The sequence below is a fragment of the Pseudorhodoferax sp. Leaf265 genome (genome assembly GCF_001422365.1).
GTDB lineage: Bacteria > Pseudomonadota > Gammaproteobacteria > Burkholderiales > Burkholderiaceae_C > Pseudorhodoferax.
On record NZ_LMMT01000034.1, the window covers coordinates 330,596 to 347,524 of the forward strand.

Here is a 16,929-nt window from a genome sequence, read left to right on the forward strand (position 1 = left end):
GGCGGTGGGAACGGGTCATTCGGCCGAGGCGCCCGAGGCCTTGACCACGGCCTGCCAGCGCGTGATCTCGGCCTCGGCGAAGGCGCGCATCTGCTCCGGCGTGCCCGGGGCCGGGCTGGCCGCCAGATCCTGCAGGCGCTTCTTCACCTCGGGCGTGTCCAGCGTCTGGTTCAGCGCCTTGTTGAGCTGGGCGATGACGGGCGCCGGCGTGCCCGCCGGTGCGGCGAGGCCGAACCAGGACTGCACGTCCAGGCCCGGGAAGCCCGACTCGGCCAGCGTCGGCACGTCGGGCAGCATGGGCAGACGCTGGGCGCTGGTCACGGCGATGGCGCGCAGCTTGCCGGACTGCACATGTGGCAGCGAGGAGGGTGCGTTGTCGAACATGGACTGCACCTGGCCACCCAGCAGGTCGGCCACGGCCGGCGCGCTGCCGCGGTAGGGCACGTGCAGCATGTTGAGCCCGGTCTGCATCTTGAACATCTCGCCCGACAGGTGGATGGACGAGCCGCTGCCCGAGGAGGCGAAGGTGATGCCGTTCTTCTCGGCCTTGGCGAAGCGCTGGTAGTCGGCCACCGTCTTCACGGGCAGGGACGGGTGCACGACCAGGATGTTCGGGATCTTGGCCATCAGCCCGATGGGCGCGAAGTCCTTGCGCGGGTCGTAGCCCAGCTTGCCGTACAGCGAGGCGTTGATGGTGTTGGCGATGGTGTAGACGTAGAGCGTGTAGCCATCCGCCGGCGCGCGCGCCACGAGTTCGGCGCCCACGTTGCTGTTGGCGCCCGTGCGGTTGTCCACGATGACCGGCTGGCCCAGCAACTCGCCCATCTTCTGGCCGACCAGCCGCGTGACCACGTCGGTGGCGCCGCCGGCCGCGTAGCCGACCACCAGGCGCACGGGCTTGGCGGGCCAGCTTTCGGCGTAGGCGGGCAAGGCGCTCGCACACGCCAGGCTGGCGACAAGGGCCAGCAGGCGGCGGCGGCAAGGGTGGTGGTCGGTCATGTCGTCTCCTGGTTGGGGTGGTGTGGCCGGGGCTGCGGCACACTGCGCGGCATCGCTCCCGACCGCCGGAATTCTTCGCCATGGCCCGCTCCAGCACGAACCAGAACGTCCACTCTGCGGACGATTCGTCCCTTGACGCCGGCGGCGCCCGCGCGCTGCGGCGCGGGCTGCAGTTGCTGGATGCGCTGCTCGATGCCGGCCCCGAAGGCCTGCGCGTGGTCGAGCTGTGCCGTGCCTGCGCGCTCGAACGGGCGACCGTGCACCGCCTGCTGGCCACGCTGCAGGCGGCCGGCTACGTGGCCACGGCGGGACGCTTCCGTTACGCGCCAGGGCCACGGCTGGGCCGCGCCGCTGCCGCCACGGGCCAGCCCAACATGGCAGTGCGGCTGCAACCGGTGCTGGCCCGGGTCAGCGCGGCCTTCGGCGACGCCGCCTTCGCCATCGTGCGCGACGGCCCGCATTCGCACTGCATCGCGCGCGAGGTCGGCACGCACCCGGTGCAGGTGCTCGTGATCCAGGTCGGCACGCGCCAGCCCCTGGGGGTCGGGGCCGCCGGGCTGGCGCTGCTGTCGGCGCTGCCGGATGCCCAGGTGCAGCAGATCGTGGCGGCCAACGCGCCGCAGCTCCCGGCCTACGGCGGCATGACGGCCGAGCGCATGCACCTCTTGGTGCGGGCCACGCGCGAGCGCGGCTGGTCGGTGATCGGCAACCACGCCACGCGCAACGTGCTGGCCGTGGGCATGGCGGTGCGCGACGCACGTGGCGAGCCGGTGGCTGCGATCAGCCTGGCCAGCACGCTGGCGCGCATGCCGCGCGAGCGCCAGCAACTGGTGGCGCGCACCATGCGCGAGGCGCTGGCGCCGCTGGCCGTGTGAGCCGGTCGCTCAGGCCGTGGCCATCGACACCATGTGGCCGCTGCGCGGATCGCCCGCGCCGGCCAGCAGCTGCAGGTACAGCGCCTGCGTGGCCGCGGCGCCCTGGTGGTGTTGCGGCACCAGCCAGGGCCGGACCGGGGCGCCCACGCGGACCAGCAGCGCCTGCCAGGCCTGCGCTTGGCGCGCGTTGAAGCCCTGGCGGCCCCAGTCCTGCGTGCGCTTCCTGATCTGCGCGGGTGCGAAGAACGGCACGGCGGGCGGCCCCGGCAGCTGCACGTCCATGCCCAGCTGTGCGAGGTGGGTGGCGCCCACCGTGCAGCTGTGGCGCAGCTGCGCGAAGCGCGCGTGCACGGCCTGCCGCAAGGCGCTGTTGCCGGAGAAGTCCACGTACACGCAGGCGGTCTCGGCCGGCAGCGCGTCGAGTGCATCGTAGGCCAGCACGCGGTCGTAGCAGCCGAGGCTGGTGCAGAACGCCATGTTCGCGGGCGAGGTCAGGCCGACCACCGTGAGGCCGGCGCGCTGCGCCAGCTGGAACGCGCAGCCGAAGGCCGTCTTGCTCGACGCGCTGGACAGCAGCACGGTGCCGGCACCGAAGAAGCCCTGGTCGGCCAGGAAGTCGTCGATCAGCCAGGAGGTGATGAACAGCGGCCGCAGCAGGGCCTGCAGGTCCTCGCTGCCGGCGGTGTAGAGCGGGTCGGCCGCGCAGCGGCTGTAGTGGTTGTAGACCGGGTGCAGCGGCACGCGGTGCGGGGCCGCGTCGACGAAGCTGTCGGGCCGCAGCCGCTGCGGCTGCAGCACGGCCTGGTCCGCCATCGGCCACAAGCCGTACAGGCGCTCGCCGACCGCCACACCGGGCAGCGCGGACTGGACCACCGTGGCGAAGCCCCAGGCCGGCACGATGCCCCAGCCGGCCTCGCCGCTCGGGAAGAACTCCCAGTAGCGCAGGGACTGGCCCAGCGCGGCATAGGTCAGGTTGTTGGACGTCAGCGCGAACGGTCCGATGCGCACGCGGATCTGCCCCGCGGCGAGCGCGGCGTCCGGCAGGGTCTGCAGCCGGGTCTGGTCCAGGGCGTCCTGGCGGATGAGCAGGGTGGTGGGCATGGTGGCCTCCTTCAAGCATCGACGAAACACCTTAGCCCTGCGGCATGACGGACGGCATCGCCTGCGCGGCGCGGCTGTCACACCGGTGACGCGCGCCTTGGCGCTGGCCAGCGCGCACAGGCCGCACAATCGCCGCCCATCGGAGACAAGACAAACACGGTCCATGCATCTCACACACACACGCGCGCTGTTCCTGATGGTGCTGGTCACACTGATGTGGTCGATCGCCGGCGTCGTCACGCGGCAGCTGCAGGCGGCCGAGGGCTTCGAGGTCACCTTCTGGCGCAGCTTCTTCACGCTGGTGGCGCTGGCCGTGCTGCTGCCGCTGCTGCAGGGCCGCACGCTGTGGGCGCGCATGCGCGCCGCGGGCTGGGCGCTGTGGATCTCGGGCCTGTGCTGGAGCGTGATGTTCACGGCCTTCATGCTCGCGCTGACGCTGACCAGCGTGGCCAACGTGCTCGTGACCATGGCGCTGGGGCCGCTGTTCACGGCGCTGGTGGCGCGCTTCGCGCTGGGCCACCGGCTGGCGCCGCGCACCTGGGGCGCCATCGTGCTGGCCGGCATCGGCATCGCCTGGATGTACGGCACGCAGCTCGGTGGGGGCAGCGGGGTGCTGACCGGAACGCTGGTCGCGCTGTGCGTGCCCGTGGCCGCCGCCGTGAACTGGACCGTGGTGCAGCGCAGCCATGCGGCCGGCCGCGACCTCGACCTGGTGCCGGCCGTGCTCGTGGGTGCGCTGCTGTCGTCGCTGACCACGCTGCCGGCGGCGCTGCCGCTCACCGCCACGCCGCACGACATCGGTCTGCTGGCCCTGCTGGGCGTGGTGCAGCTGGCCATCCCCTGCGTGCTGGCGGTGCGCTGTGCGCGTGTGCTGGCCGCGCCGGAGGTCTCGCTGCTGGCGCTGCTGGAGGTGATTTTCGGCATCGCGCTGGCCTGGCTGGGCGCGGGCGAGCAGCCCGGGCCGTCGGTGCTGGTGGGGGGCTCGCTGGTGATCGTGGCCCTGGTCGGCAACGAGCTGCTGGGCTGGCGGGCGCGGCACTGAGCGGCAGGCGTATGCTCGCGGCCATGCTGTGCCCGCACGTCCTGCACCCTGTCCGCCTGGCGGCGGCCTGCTTCGGCCTGGTCGCCGCGACGCTGGCGGCACCGGACGCCGAGGCCTCACAGTCGCTGCGCTGCAACGGCCAACTCGTGGGCAAAGGCGACTCGCCCGTGGCGCTGCTGCACAAGTGCGGCGACCCGGTGTACCGCCAGCCAGTCTGCGTGTCCATGCTGCAGCTGGGCTGGATCGTCACGCCCTACCGCGGCGACGGCCCCGGCGCCGTGCTGGCCAACCAGTGCGTGCCCATGGAGGAGTGGACCTACGACCGCGGCCCCGGCAACTTCCTGGGCATCGTGCGCCTGTACAACGGCGCCATCGAATCGGTGCGCGACGGCGCGCGCCTGCGTTAGCCGAAGCGCGCCAGCAGCGCCGCCACCCAGACCCCGCCGCAGAACAGCAGGGCCAGCAGCACCGCCGCGCTGCCCAGGTCCTTGGCGCGCTTGGACAGCGCATGCCACTGCGGGCCGACGCGGTCGATGGCCGACTCCACGGCCGTGTTGAGCAGCTCCACCACCATCACCGCGACCACGCTGCCGACCAGCAGCGCCACCTCGACCCAGCCGCGGCCCAGCCAGAAGGCCAGCGGCAGCAGCACCAGCGCGAGCTGGGCTTCGAGCCGGAAGGCCTTCTCGGCCCAGCCGGCGCGCAGGCCCTCGAACGAATGGCGCAGCGCATGCCACAGGCGCACGAGGCCGTGGCGCCGCTTGTGCGGGTTGTCGAACGTGGGATCGGACGGGGTGGGGCGGTCTTGGGTCACGGTGGGGAAGTGTTGTGGCCGGGCGTGCTGCCCAGCGTGAGGGTGTCGCAGCGCCAGCCGTCGGCGTCCGGCCCGGTGGTGCCGAAGCCGCCACCGTGCACGGCGGCCACGCGCCGCACGACCTGGTGGCCCAGCCCCAGGCCCAGCACGGCGCCGCCGCGGCGGTGATCGCCCGGGCGCAGCAGGCTGGCGGCGTTGTCGCGCACCTGCAGCGTGGGTGGATCGGCCAGCACCCGGATCTCCACGGCGGTGCCGGGCGGCGTGTGGCCCAGCGCGTTGGCGATCAGGTTGCGCAGCGCGATCTCCAGCAGCACGGGGTGGCCGTTGGCCGTGCACTCGGCCGGCGCGTCCACCGCCAGCTCGTGGGCGCTCTCGAACGCGTCCTGGGCCTGTTCGGCCGCGATCCGGCGCGCCAGCGCCGCGAGGTCCAGCGGCTGCGCGGTTTCGGCCAGCTGGGCCCGGCTGGCCCGGGCCAGGGCCAGCAGGTCGTCCATGATGGCCGCGGTGCGCGCGGCGTCGGTTTCGACCTGCGCCACCGCGGCCTGGCGCTCCTCGGCTGTCAGCGTGCCGTGCAGCGAGGTGGCGTGCAGGCGCAGCGAGGCCAGCGGCGTACGCAGCTCGTGCGCGAAGGTGTCGGCCAGCTCGCGCTCGTGCGCCAGCGCGGTCTGGTAGCGTGTGCCCAGCGTCTCGATGGCCGCCACCATGGCCTGGAACTCGGCGTGCGGCGGTGCCTGCAGCCTGCCGGCCTGGTGGATGTCCATGGCACGCACACGCGCGCTCAGGTCCAGCAGCGGCCGCAGGCCGCGCCGCACGGCCAGCGTGAGCACCAGCGTGACGATGGGCAGCAGCCACAGGCCGGGTGTGGCGACCTGCTCGGCGATGTCCTCGGCCAGGTCGTCGCGCTCCTGCACGCTCAGCAGCACGGCGACCTTGCGCGCCTGGCCCACGTCGTCACTGCGCACGAAGACGCGCCAGGCCTGGGCCGGCTGGCCCAGCTGCAGCGTGGCGAATCCCTCGGGCGTCTCGAAGGCCAGCAGGGGCGCCGGGCCGGTGCGGGTGAGCAGCTTGCCGCTCTCGTCCCAGATGGCCACGCTCAGCGACTGCTGGTAGTCGTGCGCTTTCAGGTTCGGCGCCACGCCCAGGGTGGCAGCATCGGGGCGCTGCTCCTCGAAGGCCGTGCCGGACTGCGCCAGCAGCAGCGAGGCCACGCTGGCCAGGTGGCCGTCGGTCAGCTCGTCGGACTCTTCCACGCCGGTGTGGTAGCCGACCAGCATGAACACCGTCCAGACCGCGACCAGCGCGCCCAGCGTCCAGGCCAGCAGCTGGCGCTGCAGCGAGGGCCGGCCCGTCACCGGCGTGCTTCCTCGGGCACGAAGTAGCCGACGCCGCGCATGGTCTGGATCAGGCCGTCGCCGAGCTTGCGGCGCAGATGGTGCACGTGGACCTCGATGGCGTTGCTCTCCAGCGCCTGGTCGAAGTTGTACAGGCTGGCTTCGATCTGCTGGCGCGACAGCACGCGCGGGCTGGCCTGCAGCAGCGTGAGCAACACGCCGAACTCGCGCGTGGACAGCTCCACGACGCGGCCGTCCTGGCGCACCTGGCGCGCCGCCGGGTCCACTTCGAGCGTGCCGCGGCGCAGCAGCGGCTGCGGCCGGCCGGCCGCGCGGCGGCACACGGCGCGCAGCCGCGCCGCGAGTTCGTGCGCGTCGAAGGGCTTGCTCAGGTAGTCGTCGGCCCCCATGTCCAGGCCCGTGATGCGCGAGGCCACCTGGTCGCGCGCGGTCATGATGAGCACGGGCGTGGCCGGGTCGGGCAGGGCGTTCGGCACCGCCTGGCGCAGGCGCTGCAACAGCGTGGCGCCGTCGCCGTCGGGCAGGCCCAGGTCGAGCAGCACCGCGTCGAAGGCTTCCACGCGCAGCGCCGACCAGGCGGCCTCCAGGCCGTCCACGCAATCGACCGCCCAGCCATGCTGGCCCAGCGTCAGGCGCAGGCCCTGGGCGATGCCCGGATCGTCTTCCACCACAAGAACACGCATGGCCGCCATTGTGCCGAGCGCTCTTAAGGGTTCCTTAAGTGAGGCGCCCGAAGCTCGCCGGCATGCAAGATCGACAAGGACTCCGAGGACCGGGCACCGTGGTGCTGGCCCTGCTCGCGCTGCCGCTGCTGTGGGACGCCGGCGGCTGGGACATGGCGCTGGCCGAGCACATGGGCGGCCCGACCGGCTTCGCGCTGAAGGGCAATTGGTGGCTGACCCATGTGCTGCACGACCGGGCGCGCCAGCTGGCCTGGGCGCTGGGCCTGCTGCTGTGCCTGGGCGTGGCCTGGCCGGTCGGACCGCTGCGCCGGATGCCCTTTGCGCGGCGGCTGCAGCTGGCGCTGTCGGGCCTGCTGGCCACGGGCATGGTCGCGCTGGTCAAGTCGGGCAGCCACACCAGCTGCCCCTGGGACCTCGCGGCCTTCGGCGGCGTGGCCCGCTACCAGTCGCACTGGCTGGGCTGGCTGCAGGCGGACGGCGGGGCCGGGCGCTGCTTTCCGGCCGGCCATGCCAGCGCCGGCTTCGCCTTCGTCGCGGGCTGGTTCGCGCTGCGGCGCGACCTGCCGCGCCTGGCCACGCTCTGGCTGGTGCTGGCCGTCGTCGCCGGCCTGGTGCTGGGCCTGGCGCAGCAGCTGCGCGGCGCCCACTTCATGAGCCACACGCTGTGGACAGCCTGGATCTGCGCCGCCGTGGGCTGGGCGGTCGACTTTGCTTTCGCGCACATGCGCATGAACCTCCAAGGAGCCGCCGCATGATGCGCCGCCCGATGTCCCCGCTCTGGCTGGTGCTGGCCGCCAGCCTCTGGATGACCCTGGTGGGCAACGGTGCGCTGTGGCAGCGCCTGTCCGGGTTGAACCTGCTCGCGGGCGGCCGGGGCCTGGCCTTCGGCGTCGCGCTGTGGCTGGCCATCTGGGCGTTGCTGGCCGCGCTGCTGGGCCTGTTCGCCTGGCGGCCCACGCTCAAGCCGCTGCTCGTGGTGCTGCTGTTCAGCACGGCGCTGGCGCGGCACTTCATGGGCAGCTACGGCGTGCTGATCGACCCCGGCATGCTGGTCAACGCCATGCAGACCGACTGGCGCGAAGCCGGTGCACTGCTGAACTGGCAACTGCTGGCCGGCGTGCTGGTGCTGGCCGCGCTGCCGGCCTGGCTCGTCTGGCGCCAGCCCGTGGCCTATGGCGGCATGCGCCGCCAGCTCTGGCGCAACCCGGCGTTCTCGCTGGCGGCGCTGCTGGCACTGGCGGCACTGGTGTTGGCCATGTTCCAGCCGCTCGCTTCGGCCAGCCGCAACAACAAGGACCTGCGCTACCTCGTCAACCCGGTGTCCAGCGTGGTCTCGGTCGTGCGGCTGGCGGCGCGGCCGTTCCAGCACGAGGCCGGTCCGCTGCAGCCACTGGCCGAAGACGCCCGGCTGGCCTTGTCCACGCCCGCTGGCGGCACGGCACGGCCGCGCCTTTTGCTGCTGGTGCTGGGCGAGACCGCGCGCAGCGACCATTTCAGCCTGAACGGCTATGCGCGGCCGACCTCGCCGGCGCTGGAGCGCGAGAACGTGCTGAGCTTTCGCAACGCCTGGTCCTGCGGCACCAGCACGGCCGAGTCGCTGCCCTGCATGTTCTCGCACCTGACGCGCGAGGAGTACCTGCGCCGCGATGGCAACTACGAGAACCTGCTCGACGTGCTGCAGCGCGCCGGACTGGCCGTGCTGTGGCTGGACAACCAGTCCGGCTGCAAGGGCGTGTGCGACCGCGTGCCCAACGACGCCATGGACCAGGGCGCCAGGAGCCCGCTGTGCAGCGGCGGCGAGTGCCTGGACGGCGTCATGCTGGAGCAGCTGGAAGCGCGCCTGGCGACGCTGGACCCGGCACGCCGCGCGCGCGGCACCGTCGTCGTGCTGCACCAGATGGGCAGCCACGGCCCGGCCTATGCAAAGCGCTCGCCGGCCTCGGCCAAGCGCTTCCTGCCCGAATGCACGAGCAATGCACTGCAGGACTGCGACCCGCAGCAGCTGCGCAATGCCTACGACAACTCCATCGCCTACACCGACCAGTTCCTGGGCGAAGCCATCGCCTGGCTGCGGCGCAACCCCACGGGCACCGACAACGCGTTGATGTACGTGTCCGACCACGGTGAATCGCTGGGCGAGAAGAACCTGTACCTGCACGGCATGCCCTATGCCATCGCGCCCGATGTGCAAAAGCACGTGCCCTGGATCACCTGGCTGTCGCCCGGCTTCGCGCAGGCCACGGCGCTGTCGGACAGCTGCCTGCGCGGCCGTGCCGACGAGAAGGTCTCGCACGACGATTACTTCCATTCCGTGCTGGGTCTGATGGACGTCTCCACGCGCATCTACCGCATCGCGCAGGACGCCTACGCCCCCTGCCGGCAGGACGCCACCTGGGCTGGCCGGCTGCCGCGCCAGGCCGCAGCCCTGGCCGGTGCGCCGACAGCCGGTTCCTGATCCGCCCTGTGCGGCGTGCCCGTGGTGTGGAACTTGCGGTGCTCGCCGCATGCTCCAACGCCTGTCCCTGTTCCACAAATTCGCCATCCTCGCGCTGATCGGCGTGCTCATGTGCCTGTTGCCGGCCTGGCTCTACACGCGCGGCGCGCTGCAGACGCTGGCGCAGGCCCGCCATGAAGCCCGCGGCGCCGCGCCGCTGGCCGCGCTCCACCAGGCCGTGCAGGGAATGCAGGTGCACCGTGGCCTGTCGGCCAGCATGCTGAGCGGCAACGAGGTGCTGGCGGCGCGCCGCCCGGCCGCGCGCGACGCGGTGGCCAAGGCGCTGGAGGCCGCGGACGCGCGCTTCGCCGAAGCCGAGGTGCCGGCCGCGGAACGCCAGGCCTGGACCCAGCTGCGCCAGAGCTGGCAGCAGCTGGAGTCCGAGGTGGCCGCGCGCAGCCTGCAGGCGCCGCAGAGCACGGCCCGGCACACCGCACTGATCGGCACCACCATGCGCGTCGGCGAGGAACTGCTGCAGAGCTTCCGGCTCACGGTGGAGCCGGAGCCGGCGCTGCAGGCGCTGATCCAGGCCGCGCTCGTGCAATCGCCCATGCTGGGCGAAAAGCTGGGCGTGATGCGGGCCCAGGGCGCGTCCTTCCTCGCGCGCGGCGAGCTGCCGCCGCCGGGCCGTGCGCTGCTGCAGTCGCTGCGCGAGCGCGCGCTGGAGCTGCAGGGCGAAGCCTTCCGCAACATCGCGCGTGCCAGCGCCGCCGACCCCGCGCTGCGGCAAGCGCTGGAGGCGCCTGCGCGCCAGCAGAGCGAGCGCATCGCCGCCACGCTGCAACTGGCGGAGCGCGAACTGCTGCAGGTCGCCACGCTCACCTTGCCCGGTCAGGCCTATTTCGACGACTTCACGCGAACCATCGACGGCCTGTACGAACTCAACGCGCTGGCCATGGCCAGCCTGGATGCGGCCCTGCAGCAGCGCATCGTGGACCAGCGCCGCGCGTTGCTGTGGACCGGCCTGGCTCTGGGCCTGGCCCTGCTGCTCGCGGGCGGCCTGATGGCTGCGTTCGTGCGCTCCATCACACGGCCGCTGGCGCAGGCCGTGGCGCTGGCGGGTGCCGTGGCGCAGGGCGACCTGGCCGGCCCGGGGATTGCGCATGGCACGGACGAGGTCGGCCGCCTGATCGCCGCACTGCTGCGCATGCGCGAACAGCTGACGCAGGTGGTGCTGCGTGTGCGCGGCAATGCCGACGGCGTGGCCACCGCCAGCGCCGAGATCGCGCAGGGCAACAACGACCTGTCGGCACGCACCGAGAGCCAGGCCAGCGCGCTGCAGCAGACGGCGGCCTCGATGGAGCAGATGACGGCCGCGGTGCGCCAGAACGCCGACACGGCGCGCCAGGCCAGTGCGCTTGCCGCCAGCGCCAGCGGCGTGGCCGAGCAGGGCGGCGCGGTGGTCGCGCAGATGGTGCAGACCATGCAGGGCATCCATGCCGCCTCGGGCCGGATCGCCGACATCATCGGCGTGATCGACGCCATCGCGTTCCAGACGAACATCCTGGCGCTCAACGCGGCGGTGGAGGCCGCGCGCGCCGGCGAGCACGGCCGCGGCTTCGCCGTCGTGGCCAGCGAGGTGCGCGTCCTGGCCAAGCGCAGCGCCGACGCGGCCAAGGAGATCAAGGCCCTGATCACCGACAGCGTGCAGGGCGTGGACGCCGGCAACGCGCTGGCCGGCCGGGCCGGCACGACCATGCAGGAGTTGCTGGCCGCCGTGCGCCGCGTGTCCGACCTGATCGGCGCGATCAGCGCCGCCAGCCAGGAGCAGTCGCAGGGCGTGGCCCAGGTCGGCGAGGCCGTCACGCAGATGGACCAGACCACGCAGCAGAACGCCGCGCTGGTCGAGCAGATGGCAGCGGCCGCGGGCAGCCTGCGCAGCCAGGCGGGCGAACTGGTCGAGGGCGTGGCGGTGTTCCGCACGCAGGGCGCGCGGAACGATGCCTGGCGGCTGGAGGCGGCCTGACTGGCCTGGCCGGAGGAAGAACGCTCTCACGCAGCCCGCAGGGCCGGCACGCCGGTGAAAGGCCCCTGCGTGTGGGCTGCCGACAGCCCGAGCATCAGGTCCAGGTTCTGCACGGCCGCGCCCGCCGCACCCTTGCCCAGGTTGTCGAACACCGCGGCCAGCAACACCTGGCCGGTGCGCTCCTGTCCGAACACCGCGAGCCGGATGCGGTTGCTGCCGTTGAGCGCCCGCGGGTCGAGCCGCTGCGCATCGACGTCCCCGCCCAGCGGCTGCAGCGCGATGCAGGGCTGGCCCGCGTAGCGCATGGCAAGCGCGGCATGCAGGTGCGCCGCGGTCACGCCCGCGGGCAGCAGGCGCTGGTGCAGCGCGATCGTGAGCACGATGCCTTGCCGGTAGTGGCCGTAGGCCGGCACGAACGCGGGGGCATGCGCCAGGCCGGCGTGCTGCTGGATCTCGGGCACGTGCTTGTGCTGCAGGCCCAGGCCGTAGACCTGCAAGGGCGGCGCGCTGGCTGCAGCGGCGCCTTCGTGCGCCTCCAGCCCGGCCCGGCCTTGGCCCGAGTAGCCCGAGATGGCGTGGATGGCCAGCGGATGGTCGGCCGGCACCAGGTCGGCCTCGACCAGGGGCTTGAGCAGGAGCAGTGCGCCGGTCGGGTAGCAGCCGGGGTTGCTGACCCGCGCGGCAGCGGCGATGCGCGCGGCCTGCGCCGGCTCCAGCTCGGGCAGGCCGTAGACCCAGCCGGGCGCCGTGCGGTGGGCCGAACTGGCATCGATCACGCGCACGCCGGGACGGCGCACCAGGGCCAGGGCCCCGCGCGCGGCGTCATCCGGCAGGCACAGCAAGGCCAGGTCGCAGTCGTTCAAGGCCTCGGCGCGGTGGGCCGTGCTCTTGCGGTGTTCGGGCGGCAACTGCAGCACGCGCAGGTCGGTCCGGCCGGACAGCCATTGGCGCACCTGCAGGCCGGTCGTGCCTTGGTCGCCATCGATGAAAACGAGAGGGGTCATGGAGTGCTCCAACAGGGATCGGAGCGCATCGTGCCGCGCCTGGCGCATGCAGGCCAGTTGAATCTGACAAACTTGCGATTCACCATTCCTGAATCACCCAGCGACCACGGGGCCTGCTCCATGCGCGAACTCAATCTCGACCGGCTGCGCACGCTGCTGACGGTGGCCGACCTCGGCTCCTTCGCCGCCGCCGCCAAGGCGCTGCACCTGGCACCGCCCACGGTGACGCTGCACGTCGCGCAGCTCGAGGCCCGGCTCGGCGCGCGGCTGCTGCACCGTGCGTCCTCGGGCGTGACGGCCACGTCCGCCGGCAGCCTGTTGATCGACAAGGCCCGGCGGCTGCTGGTCGAAGCCGATGAGCTGCTGCAGGCCGTGCAGGCCCAGATCGCCGCGCGCGGCGGCCGTGTGCGCCTGGGCGCCTCCACCGGCGCGCTGGCGCACCTGCTGCCGCAGGCACTGCAGGCCCTGTCGGCCCGGCATCCGGACATCGATGTACAGGTCGCGGTGGTGACCAGCGTGGAGGCACTCGCGCGGCTGGCGGCCGGCAGCCTGGACATCGGCATCGTCGCGCTGCCGCAGCCCGCGCAACGGGGCCTGCGCGTGCGGGCCTGGCGCCAGGATCCCGTGCTGGCCTTCGTTCCCGCGGACTGGAATCCGCCGCGGCAGGTGACGCCCGCCTGGCTCGCGGCCCGGCCCCTGATCGCCAACGACCGCGGCACCCGGCTGTCGCGCCAGACCGCCGAGTGGTTCGCAGCGGCCGGGGAGCGGCCGCAGGCGCGCATCGAACTGAACTACAACGACGCGATGAAGAGCCTGGTGGCGGCCGGCTACGGCGCCGCGCTGTTGCCGCACGAGGCCGGCGCGCCGCTGCCCGATGCACGCATCAACATGCGGCCGTTGCGGCCGGCGCTGTCGCGTGCGCTGGGCATCGCGCACCGGGCCAGGCTGGACGACGGGCCGACGGAGGTGACGCTGCGGGCCTTGCTGGAGATGCCGACGCACTGACGCGCAGCACAAAAAAAGCGCAAGGCCCGTTGCCGGGCCTTGCGCGTCGGGGCGGGGCTGTGCAAGGGCCCCGGAGCGTTACAGCGCGCCGTCGCCCAGCACGATGCCTTCGCGGCGCGGGTCCACGCCGCCTTGCAGCACCCACTTGCCGTCCTTCTGAACGCGCATCACGGTGGAGATGCCGCTGGACTGGGCGCCGGTGCTGACCGTGTGGCCCATGGCGCGCAGGCCGGCGACGAGCGCCGAGGTGTCCAGCGTCGTGTTGGCGCCATCGACGTTGGTCGTCGGGCTGTTGGCTGCACCGAAGTCGACCATCGAGGTGGCCTGCTGCGCGTCCAGGCCCCAGTCGAGCGCACCGACCACGGTCTTCAGCACGTACTGGATGATGGTGCCGCCGCCGGGAGAACCGGTGGCCATCACGAATTCGCCGGGCTCGGCGCCGCGGAACACCAGCGTGGGTGCCATCGTGCTGCGGGGGCGCTTGCCCGGTGCGACACGGTTGGCGATCGGCGTACCGGTGCTGTCCGCCGGCTGGGCCGAGAAGTCGGTCAACTGGTTGGTCAGCAGGAAGCCGTTGGTCATGTGGAACGAGCCCATCGACGACTCGACCGTGGAGGTGACCGAAGCCACGTTGCCATAGGCATCGACGATGGAGAAGTGCGTGGTGCCGGCTTCCTGCGAGGTGTCGCGGCCCAGCGGCACATCACCCAGGTTGCCGGCCTGTGCCGTGCCCATGCTCTTGGTCATGTCGATCAGCGCGGCGCGGCTCTTCAGGTAGTTCTTGTCGAGCATGGTCGCCAGGCCGCTGCCAGGCAGCGGGATGTAATCCGTGTCGGCCACGTACTTGTCGCGGTCGGCGTAGGCCAGGCGCGATGCTTCGCTGACCAGGTGCACGCCCATCACGCTGGGCACACCGCCTTCGTTCGACGGGTTGGTCGGCGGGTAGAACGACAGCGGGAAGTTCTCCAGGATGCCCAGGGCCTGCGTGATCGCGATGCCGCCGGAGGACGGTGGCGCCATCGAGCAGATGTAGTAGGTGCTGCGGTAGGTGGTGCAGGCCGGTTCGCGCTTCTTGGGCTTGTAGCCGGACAGATCGGCCAAGGTCATGAGGCCTGGGGTGATCGGCGTGCGGGCGGTGTCGTCACCGACGCTCTGGCCGACCTTGGCCACGATGGCCTTGGCGATGTCGCCGGTGTGCAGCGCGTCGGCGCCCTGTGCGGCAATGGCCTTCAGCGTGTCGGCGTACGGCTGGTTCTTGGCGGTGTCGCCGGCCTGCTTCGGCGTGCCGTCGGCATTGAAGTAGGCGGTCACGGCGTTGGCATCCAGCCGCAGGCTGGCGGCGCTGCCGCCGATCGCCGCACCCATGCGCGCCGGAATGATGTAGCCGTTGGTCGCCAGGTCGATGCCTTCGTCGAACAACTGGTTCCACTTGAGCTTGCCATGTTCCTTGTGCGCCATTTCCATCATGCGCATCACGCCCGGCACGCCGATCGAGCGGCCGCTGCGGCGTGCGGAAGGAACGGGTGCGGCAGAGGCGGGGTCGGCCTGGTCCTGGCGCGCCAGGTAGTAGCCGGTCGCTGCGGCGGGGGCCGTCTCGCGGCCGTCGTAGGCGGTGACCTTCTTGCTGGCCGCGTCGTAGTACATCATGAACGCGCTGCCCGCGATGGTGCTGGACTGCGGCTCGACCAGGCCCAGCACGGCCTGCACGGCGATCGCCGCATCGGCCGCCGTTCCGCCGGCCTTCAGCACTTCACAACCGGCCTTGGTTGCCAGGGGCGTATTGGCAACGACCATGTAGCTGCTGGAGTGCTTGGCCTTGTAGCCCAGGCGGTATCCGGAAGCAGCCTCTGGCGCAGCCGGGTCGCCAGCAACCCCGGAGCCCACGACGACGGACGCGCCGCTGCTGGACAGCACGGAGCAGCTGTCGGCCTTGGTGTCGACGATCAGGTCATCGCCATCGCTACCGCCACAGGCAACGACAGTGAGCGCAATGGCAATGGGGGTGGCGATCCAGAGAGGGGTGCGTGTTTTGAATTTCATTTGAAAGGGGTGGACCTCGGAACGGGGAAGCTGTGCACCAAGGCTGGGCACAGGGCGACGTGGGAAGCAGCTACTGTGCCAGCGGCGTTTCTGTTTCGGCCATTGCGGCAAACCAGCAATTTGTTGCTATGTGTTACAGACGTTCTGCTTTCACTTCCGCGCCGGCAAGCGCACCACTCCCGTCGCCAGCGCCGTCCCGCACAGGATCACCACGCCACACCCCAGCATCGCCGGCGTCAGCGCCTCGCCCAGCAGCAGCGTGCCGTACAGCACGCCGAACACCGGCACCACGAAGGTCACGGTCAGCGTGCGGGCCGGTCCCACGTTCGCGATCAGCCGGAAGAACAGGATGTAGGCCAGCGCCGTGCACAGCACGCCGACGGCGAGCAGGCTTGCGAGGGCCGTGAGGCTGGGCGCCTGGCCGGGCCACAGCCACAGCGCCGGAAGCGCCAGGCCCAGCGTGGCGCCCAGCTGGCTGCCGGCGGCCAGCACCAGCGGCTTGACCTCGCCCAGGTAGCGCTTGGTGAAGGTGGCGGCCAGCGCATAGCAGACGCAGGCCAGCAGGCAGGCCAGCACCGCCCAGCCGGTGGCAGCCGCGCCGGCCTTGGGTGTGAAGCTGGCCTTGTTCCAGGCCAGCAGCGCCACGCCCACGAATCCCAGCGCCAGGCCGAGGCTGCGCGAGGCGCCGGGCCGCTCGCGCAGCCAGGCCCAGGCCACGACCGCGCCGAACAGCGGCACGGTGGCGTTCAGGATGGCCGACAGGCCGGTGGAGATCGACAGCACCGCGTACGAGTACAGCGCGAACGGAATGCCGGAGTTGAGCAGGCCGACGAACAGCACGAGCCGGTGGTGGCGCACGAACTCGGGCAGCAGGCCGCGCCGCCACAGCAGCGGCAGCAGGCACAGCGCCGCGATGCCCACGCGCGCGGCGGCCGTCGGCAGCGGGCCCAGTTCCATCGCGGCATTGCGCATGAACAGGAAGGAGGCGCCCCACAGCGCCGAGAGCAGGAAAAAGTCGCCGAGCCAGGCGCTGCGCGGCTGGCTCATGCGGCCAGCTCCAGCAACGCGCTCTCGCGCCGCAACAACGCGCTCTTGCGCGGCAGCCCGCCGGCATAGCCCGTCAGCGCACCGGCGTGGCCCAGCACGCGGTGGCAGGGCACGATCACGCTGATCGGATTGCGGCCCACGGCCGCGCCCACGGCGCGCACCGCGGCCGGGCGCGCGAGCCGGTGCGCGAGCGCGCCGTAGCTGCAGGTGGCGCCGGGCGCGATCGCCAGCAAGGCCTGCCAGACCGCGCGCTGGAAGGCGGTGCCGCCTGACAGGTCCAGCGGCAGCGCGAAGCGCTCGCGCGCCCCGGCGAAGTAGGCCAGCAGCTGCTCCTGCGCGGCCAGCAGCACCGGGTGCTGCGTGGCCCGGGGCCAGGCATCGGGCGTGGGCTGGTGGCGCTGGCCGTCGAACCAGGCGCCGTTCAGGCCCGCCTCGGAAGCGGACAGCACCATGGCGCCCAGTGGCGTGTCGATGCGGGTGTGGACGGTGGACGGATGGAATTGCATG

The 16,929-nt window shown here is 72.2% G+C and carries 16 protein-coding genes; 7 read left to right on the forward strand and 9 right to left on the reverse strand.

Annotated elements, in window-relative coordinates:
* Window positions 1-15: 15 nt before the first annotated feature.
* Window positions 16-999 (reverse strand): tripartite tricarboxylate transporter substrate binding protein, encoded by a 984-nt coding sequence (locus ASF45_RS23055; protein WP_056668483.1) that lies wholly within the window; start codon window positions 997-999, stop codon window positions 16-18.
* A gap of 80 nt (window positions 1,000-1,079) precedes the next feature.
* Between ASF45_RS23055 and ASF45_RS23060 the strand changes: the two genes are divergently transcribed.
* Complete coding sequence (locus ASF45_RS23060; protein ID WP_056668485.1) at window positions 1,080-1,874, forward strand: IclR family transcriptional regulator; 795 nt, start codon at window positions 1,080-1,082, stop codon at window positions 1,872-1,874.
* 9 nt (window positions 1,875-1,883) lie between these two features.
* Here the strand turns inward: ASF45_RS23060 and ASF45_RS23065 are convergent, their stop codons facing one another.
* Complete coding sequence (locus ASF45_RS23065) at window positions 1,884-2,975, reverse strand: DUF2855 family protein (protein ID WP_056668488.1); 1,092 nt, start codon at window positions 2,973-2,975, stop codon at window positions 1,884-1,886.
* Between the two features lie 163 nt (window positions 2,976-3,138).
* On the opposite strand from ASF45_RS23065, the gene ASF45_RS23070 reads away from it, so the two are divergent.
* Window positions 3,139-4,017 carry a DMT family transporter gene (locus ASF45_RS23070; protein ID WP_056668491.1) on the forward strand — a complete coding sequence of 293 codons (879 nt, stop codon included), beginning with the start codon at window positions 3,139-3,141 and terminating at the stop codon, window positions 4,015-4,017.
* Between the two features lie 23 nt (window positions 4,018-4,040).
* Window positions 4,041-4,424, forward strand: coding sequence for a DUF2845 domain-containing protein (locus ASF45_RS23075; RefSeq protein WP_082551235.1), 384 nt, complete (start codon window positions 4,041-4,043; stop codon window positions 4,422-4,424).
* On the opposite strand, the gene ASF45_RS23080 is transcribed toward ASF45_RS23075, so the two are convergent.
* From ASF45_RS23080 to ASF45_RS23090, 3 genes are read right to left on the reverse strand one after another with little or no spacing between them, the layout of a single operon-like run.
* Window positions 4,421-4,831: a diacylglycerol kinase gene (locus ASF45_RS23080; protein ID WP_056668494.1), complete on the reverse strand. Its 411-nt coding sequence runs from the start codon at window positions 4,829-4,831 to the stop codon at window positions 4,421-4,423. The two genes, ASF45_RS23075 and ASF45_RS23080, sit on opposite strands and share 4 nt — an antisense overlap.
* Window positions 4,828-6,183, reverse strand: coding sequence for a histidine kinase dimerization/phospho-acceptor domain-containing protein (locus tag ASF45_RS23085; protein WP_056668497.1), 1,356 nt, complete (start codon window positions 6,181-6,183; stop codon window positions 4,828-4,830). Before ASF45_RS23085 ends, ASF45_RS23080 begins: the two co-directional genes overlap by 4 nt.
* Window positions 6,180-6,866 carry a response regulator transcription factor gene (locus ASF45_RS23090; protein ID WP_056668837.1) on the reverse strand — a complete coding sequence of 229 codons (687 nt, stop codon included), beginning with the start codon at window positions 6,864-6,866 and terminating at the stop codon, window positions 6,180-6,182. Before ASF45_RS23090 ends, ASF45_RS23085 begins: the two co-directional genes overlap by 4 nt.
* A 62-nt stretch (window positions 6,867-6,928) precedes the next feature.
* On the opposite strand from ASF45_RS23090, the gene ASF45_RS23095 reads away from it, so the two are divergent.
* From ASF45_RS23095 to ASF45_RS23105, 3 genes are read left to right on the forward strand one after another with little or no spacing between them, the layout of a single operon-like run.
* A complete protein-coding gene (locus ASF45_RS23095) occupies window positions 6,929-7,621 on the forward strand; it encodes a phosphatase PAP2 family protein (protein ID WP_082551223.1) in 693 nt (230 codons plus the stop codon).
* Complete coding sequence (locus ASF45_RS23100; RefSeq protein WP_063887753.1) at window positions 7,618-9,321, forward strand: phosphoethanolamine transferase; 1,704 nt, start codon at window positions 7,618-7,620, stop codon at window positions 9,319-9,321. The genes ASF45_RS23095 and ASF45_RS23100 overlap by 4 nt, the downstream gene beginning before the upstream one ends.
* 49 nt (window positions 9,322-9,370) lie before the next feature.
* Window positions 9,371-11,326 carry a methyl-accepting chemotaxis protein gene (locus ASF45_RS23105; RefSeq protein WP_056668503.1) on the forward strand — a complete coding sequence of 652 codons (1,956 nt, stop codon included), beginning with the start codon at window positions 9,371-9,373 and terminating at the stop codon, window positions 11,324-11,326.
* A 26-nt stretch (window positions 11,327-11,352) separates the two neighbouring features.
* Here ASF45_RS23105 and argC read toward each other — a convergent pair whose 3' ends face one another.
* Window positions 11,353-12,330 carry an N-acetyl-gamma-glutamyl-phosphate reductase gene (argC, locus tag ASF45_RS23110; RefSeq protein WP_056668505.1) on the reverse strand — a complete coding sequence of 326 codons (978 nt, stop codon included), beginning with the start codon at window positions 12,328-12,330 and terminating at the stop codon, window positions 11,353-11,355.
* 120 nt (window positions 12,331-12,450) lie between these two features.
* Between argC and ASF45_RS23115 the strand changes: the two genes are divergently transcribed.
* Complete coding sequence (locus tag ASF45_RS23115; RefSeq protein ID WP_056668508.1) at window positions 12,451-13,335, forward strand: LysR family transcriptional regulator; 885 nt, start codon at window positions 12,451-12,453, stop codon at window positions 13,333-13,335.
* A gap of 78 nt (window positions 13,336-13,413) precedes the next feature.
* Here the strand turns inward: ASF45_RS23115 and ASF45_RS23120 are convergent, their stop codons facing one another.
* From ASF45_RS23120 to ASF45_RS23130, 3 genes are all read right to left on the reverse strand, one after another.
* On the reverse strand, window positions 13,414-15,375 hold the full coding sequence (locus ASF45_RS23120; RefSeq protein ID WP_056668510.1) for a gamma-glutamyltransferase family protein: 1,962 nt from the start codon (window positions 15,373-15,375) through the stop codon (window positions 13,414-13,416).
* A gap of 150 nt (window positions 15,376-15,525) precedes the next feature.
* Window positions 15,526-16,422: a DMT family transporter gene (locus ASF45_RS23125; RefSeq protein WP_056668513.1), complete on the reverse strand. Its 897-nt coding sequence runs from the start codon at window positions 16,420-16,422 to the stop codon at window positions 15,526-15,528.
* Window positions 16,419-16,928: a methylated-DNA--[protein]-cysteine S-methyltransferase gene (locus ASF45_RS23130; protein ID WP_056668516.1), complete on the reverse strand. Its 510-nt coding sequence runs from the start codon at window positions 16,926-16,928 to the stop codon at window positions 16,419-16,421. Before ASF45_RS23130 ends, ASF45_RS23125 begins: the two co-directional genes overlap by 4 nt.
* Window position 16,929 lies beyond the last annotated feature (1 nt).

Excerpts from the sequence above, each read along its gene's own strand:
- ASF45_RS23055 (WP_056668483.1), bottom strand. The coding sequence starts at position 999 with ATGACCGACCACCACCCTTGCCGCCGCCGCCTGCTGGCCCTTGTCGCC.
- ASF45_RS23060 (WP_056668485.1), top strand. The coding sequence starts at position 1,080 with ATGGCCCGCTCCAGCACGAACCAGAACGTCCACTCTGCGGACGATTCG.
- ASF45_RS23065 (WP_056668488.1), bottom strand. The coding sequence starts at position 2,975 with ATGCCCACCACCCTGCTCATCCGCCAGGACGCCCTGGACCAGACCCGG.
- ASF45_RS23070 (WP_056668491.1), top strand. The coding sequence starts at position 3,139 with ATGCATCTCACACACACACGCGCGCTGTTCCTGATGGTGCTGGTCACA.
- ASF45_RS23075 (WP_082551235.1), top strand. The coding sequence starts at position 4,041 with ATGCTGTGCCCGCACGTCCTGCACCCTGTCCGCCTGGCGGCGGCCTGC.
- ASF45_RS23090 (WP_056668837.1), bottom strand. The coding sequence starts at position 6,866 with ATGCGTGTTCTTGTGGTGGAAGACGATCCGGGCATCGCCCAGGGCCTG.
- ASF45_RS23095 (WP_082551223.1), top strand. The coding sequence starts at position 6,929 with ATGCAAGATCGACAAGGACTCCGAGGACCGGGCACCGTGGTGCTGGCC.
- ASF45_RS23100 (WP_063887753.1), top strand. The coding sequence starts at position 7,618 with ATGATGCGCCGCCCGATGTCCCCGCTCTGGCTGGTGCTGGCCGCCAGC.
- ASF45_RS23105 (WP_056668503.1), top strand. The coding sequence starts at position 9,371 with ATGCTCCAACGCCTGTCCCTGTTCCACAAATTCGCCATCCTCGCGCTG.
- argC (WP_056668505.1), bottom strand. The coding sequence starts at position 12,330 with ATGACCCCTCTCGTTTTCATCGATGGCGACCAAGGCACGACCGGCCTG.
- ASF45_RS23115 (WP_056668508.1), top strand. The coding sequence starts at position 12,451 with ATGCGCGAACTCAATCTCGACCGGCTGCGCACGCTGCTGACGGTGGCC.
- ASF45_RS23120 (WP_056668510.1), bottom strand. The coding sequence starts at position 15,375 with ATGAAATTCAAAACACGCACCCCTCTCTGGATCGCCACCCCCATTGCC.
- ASF45_RS23125 (WP_056668513.1), bottom strand. The coding sequence starts at position 16,422 with ATGAGCCAGCCGCGCAGCGCCTGGCTCGGCGACTTTTTCCTGCTCTCG.
- ASF45_RS23130 (WP_056668516.1), bottom strand. The coding sequence starts at position 16,928 with ATGCAATTCCATCCGTCCACCGTCCACACCCGCATCGACACGCCACTG.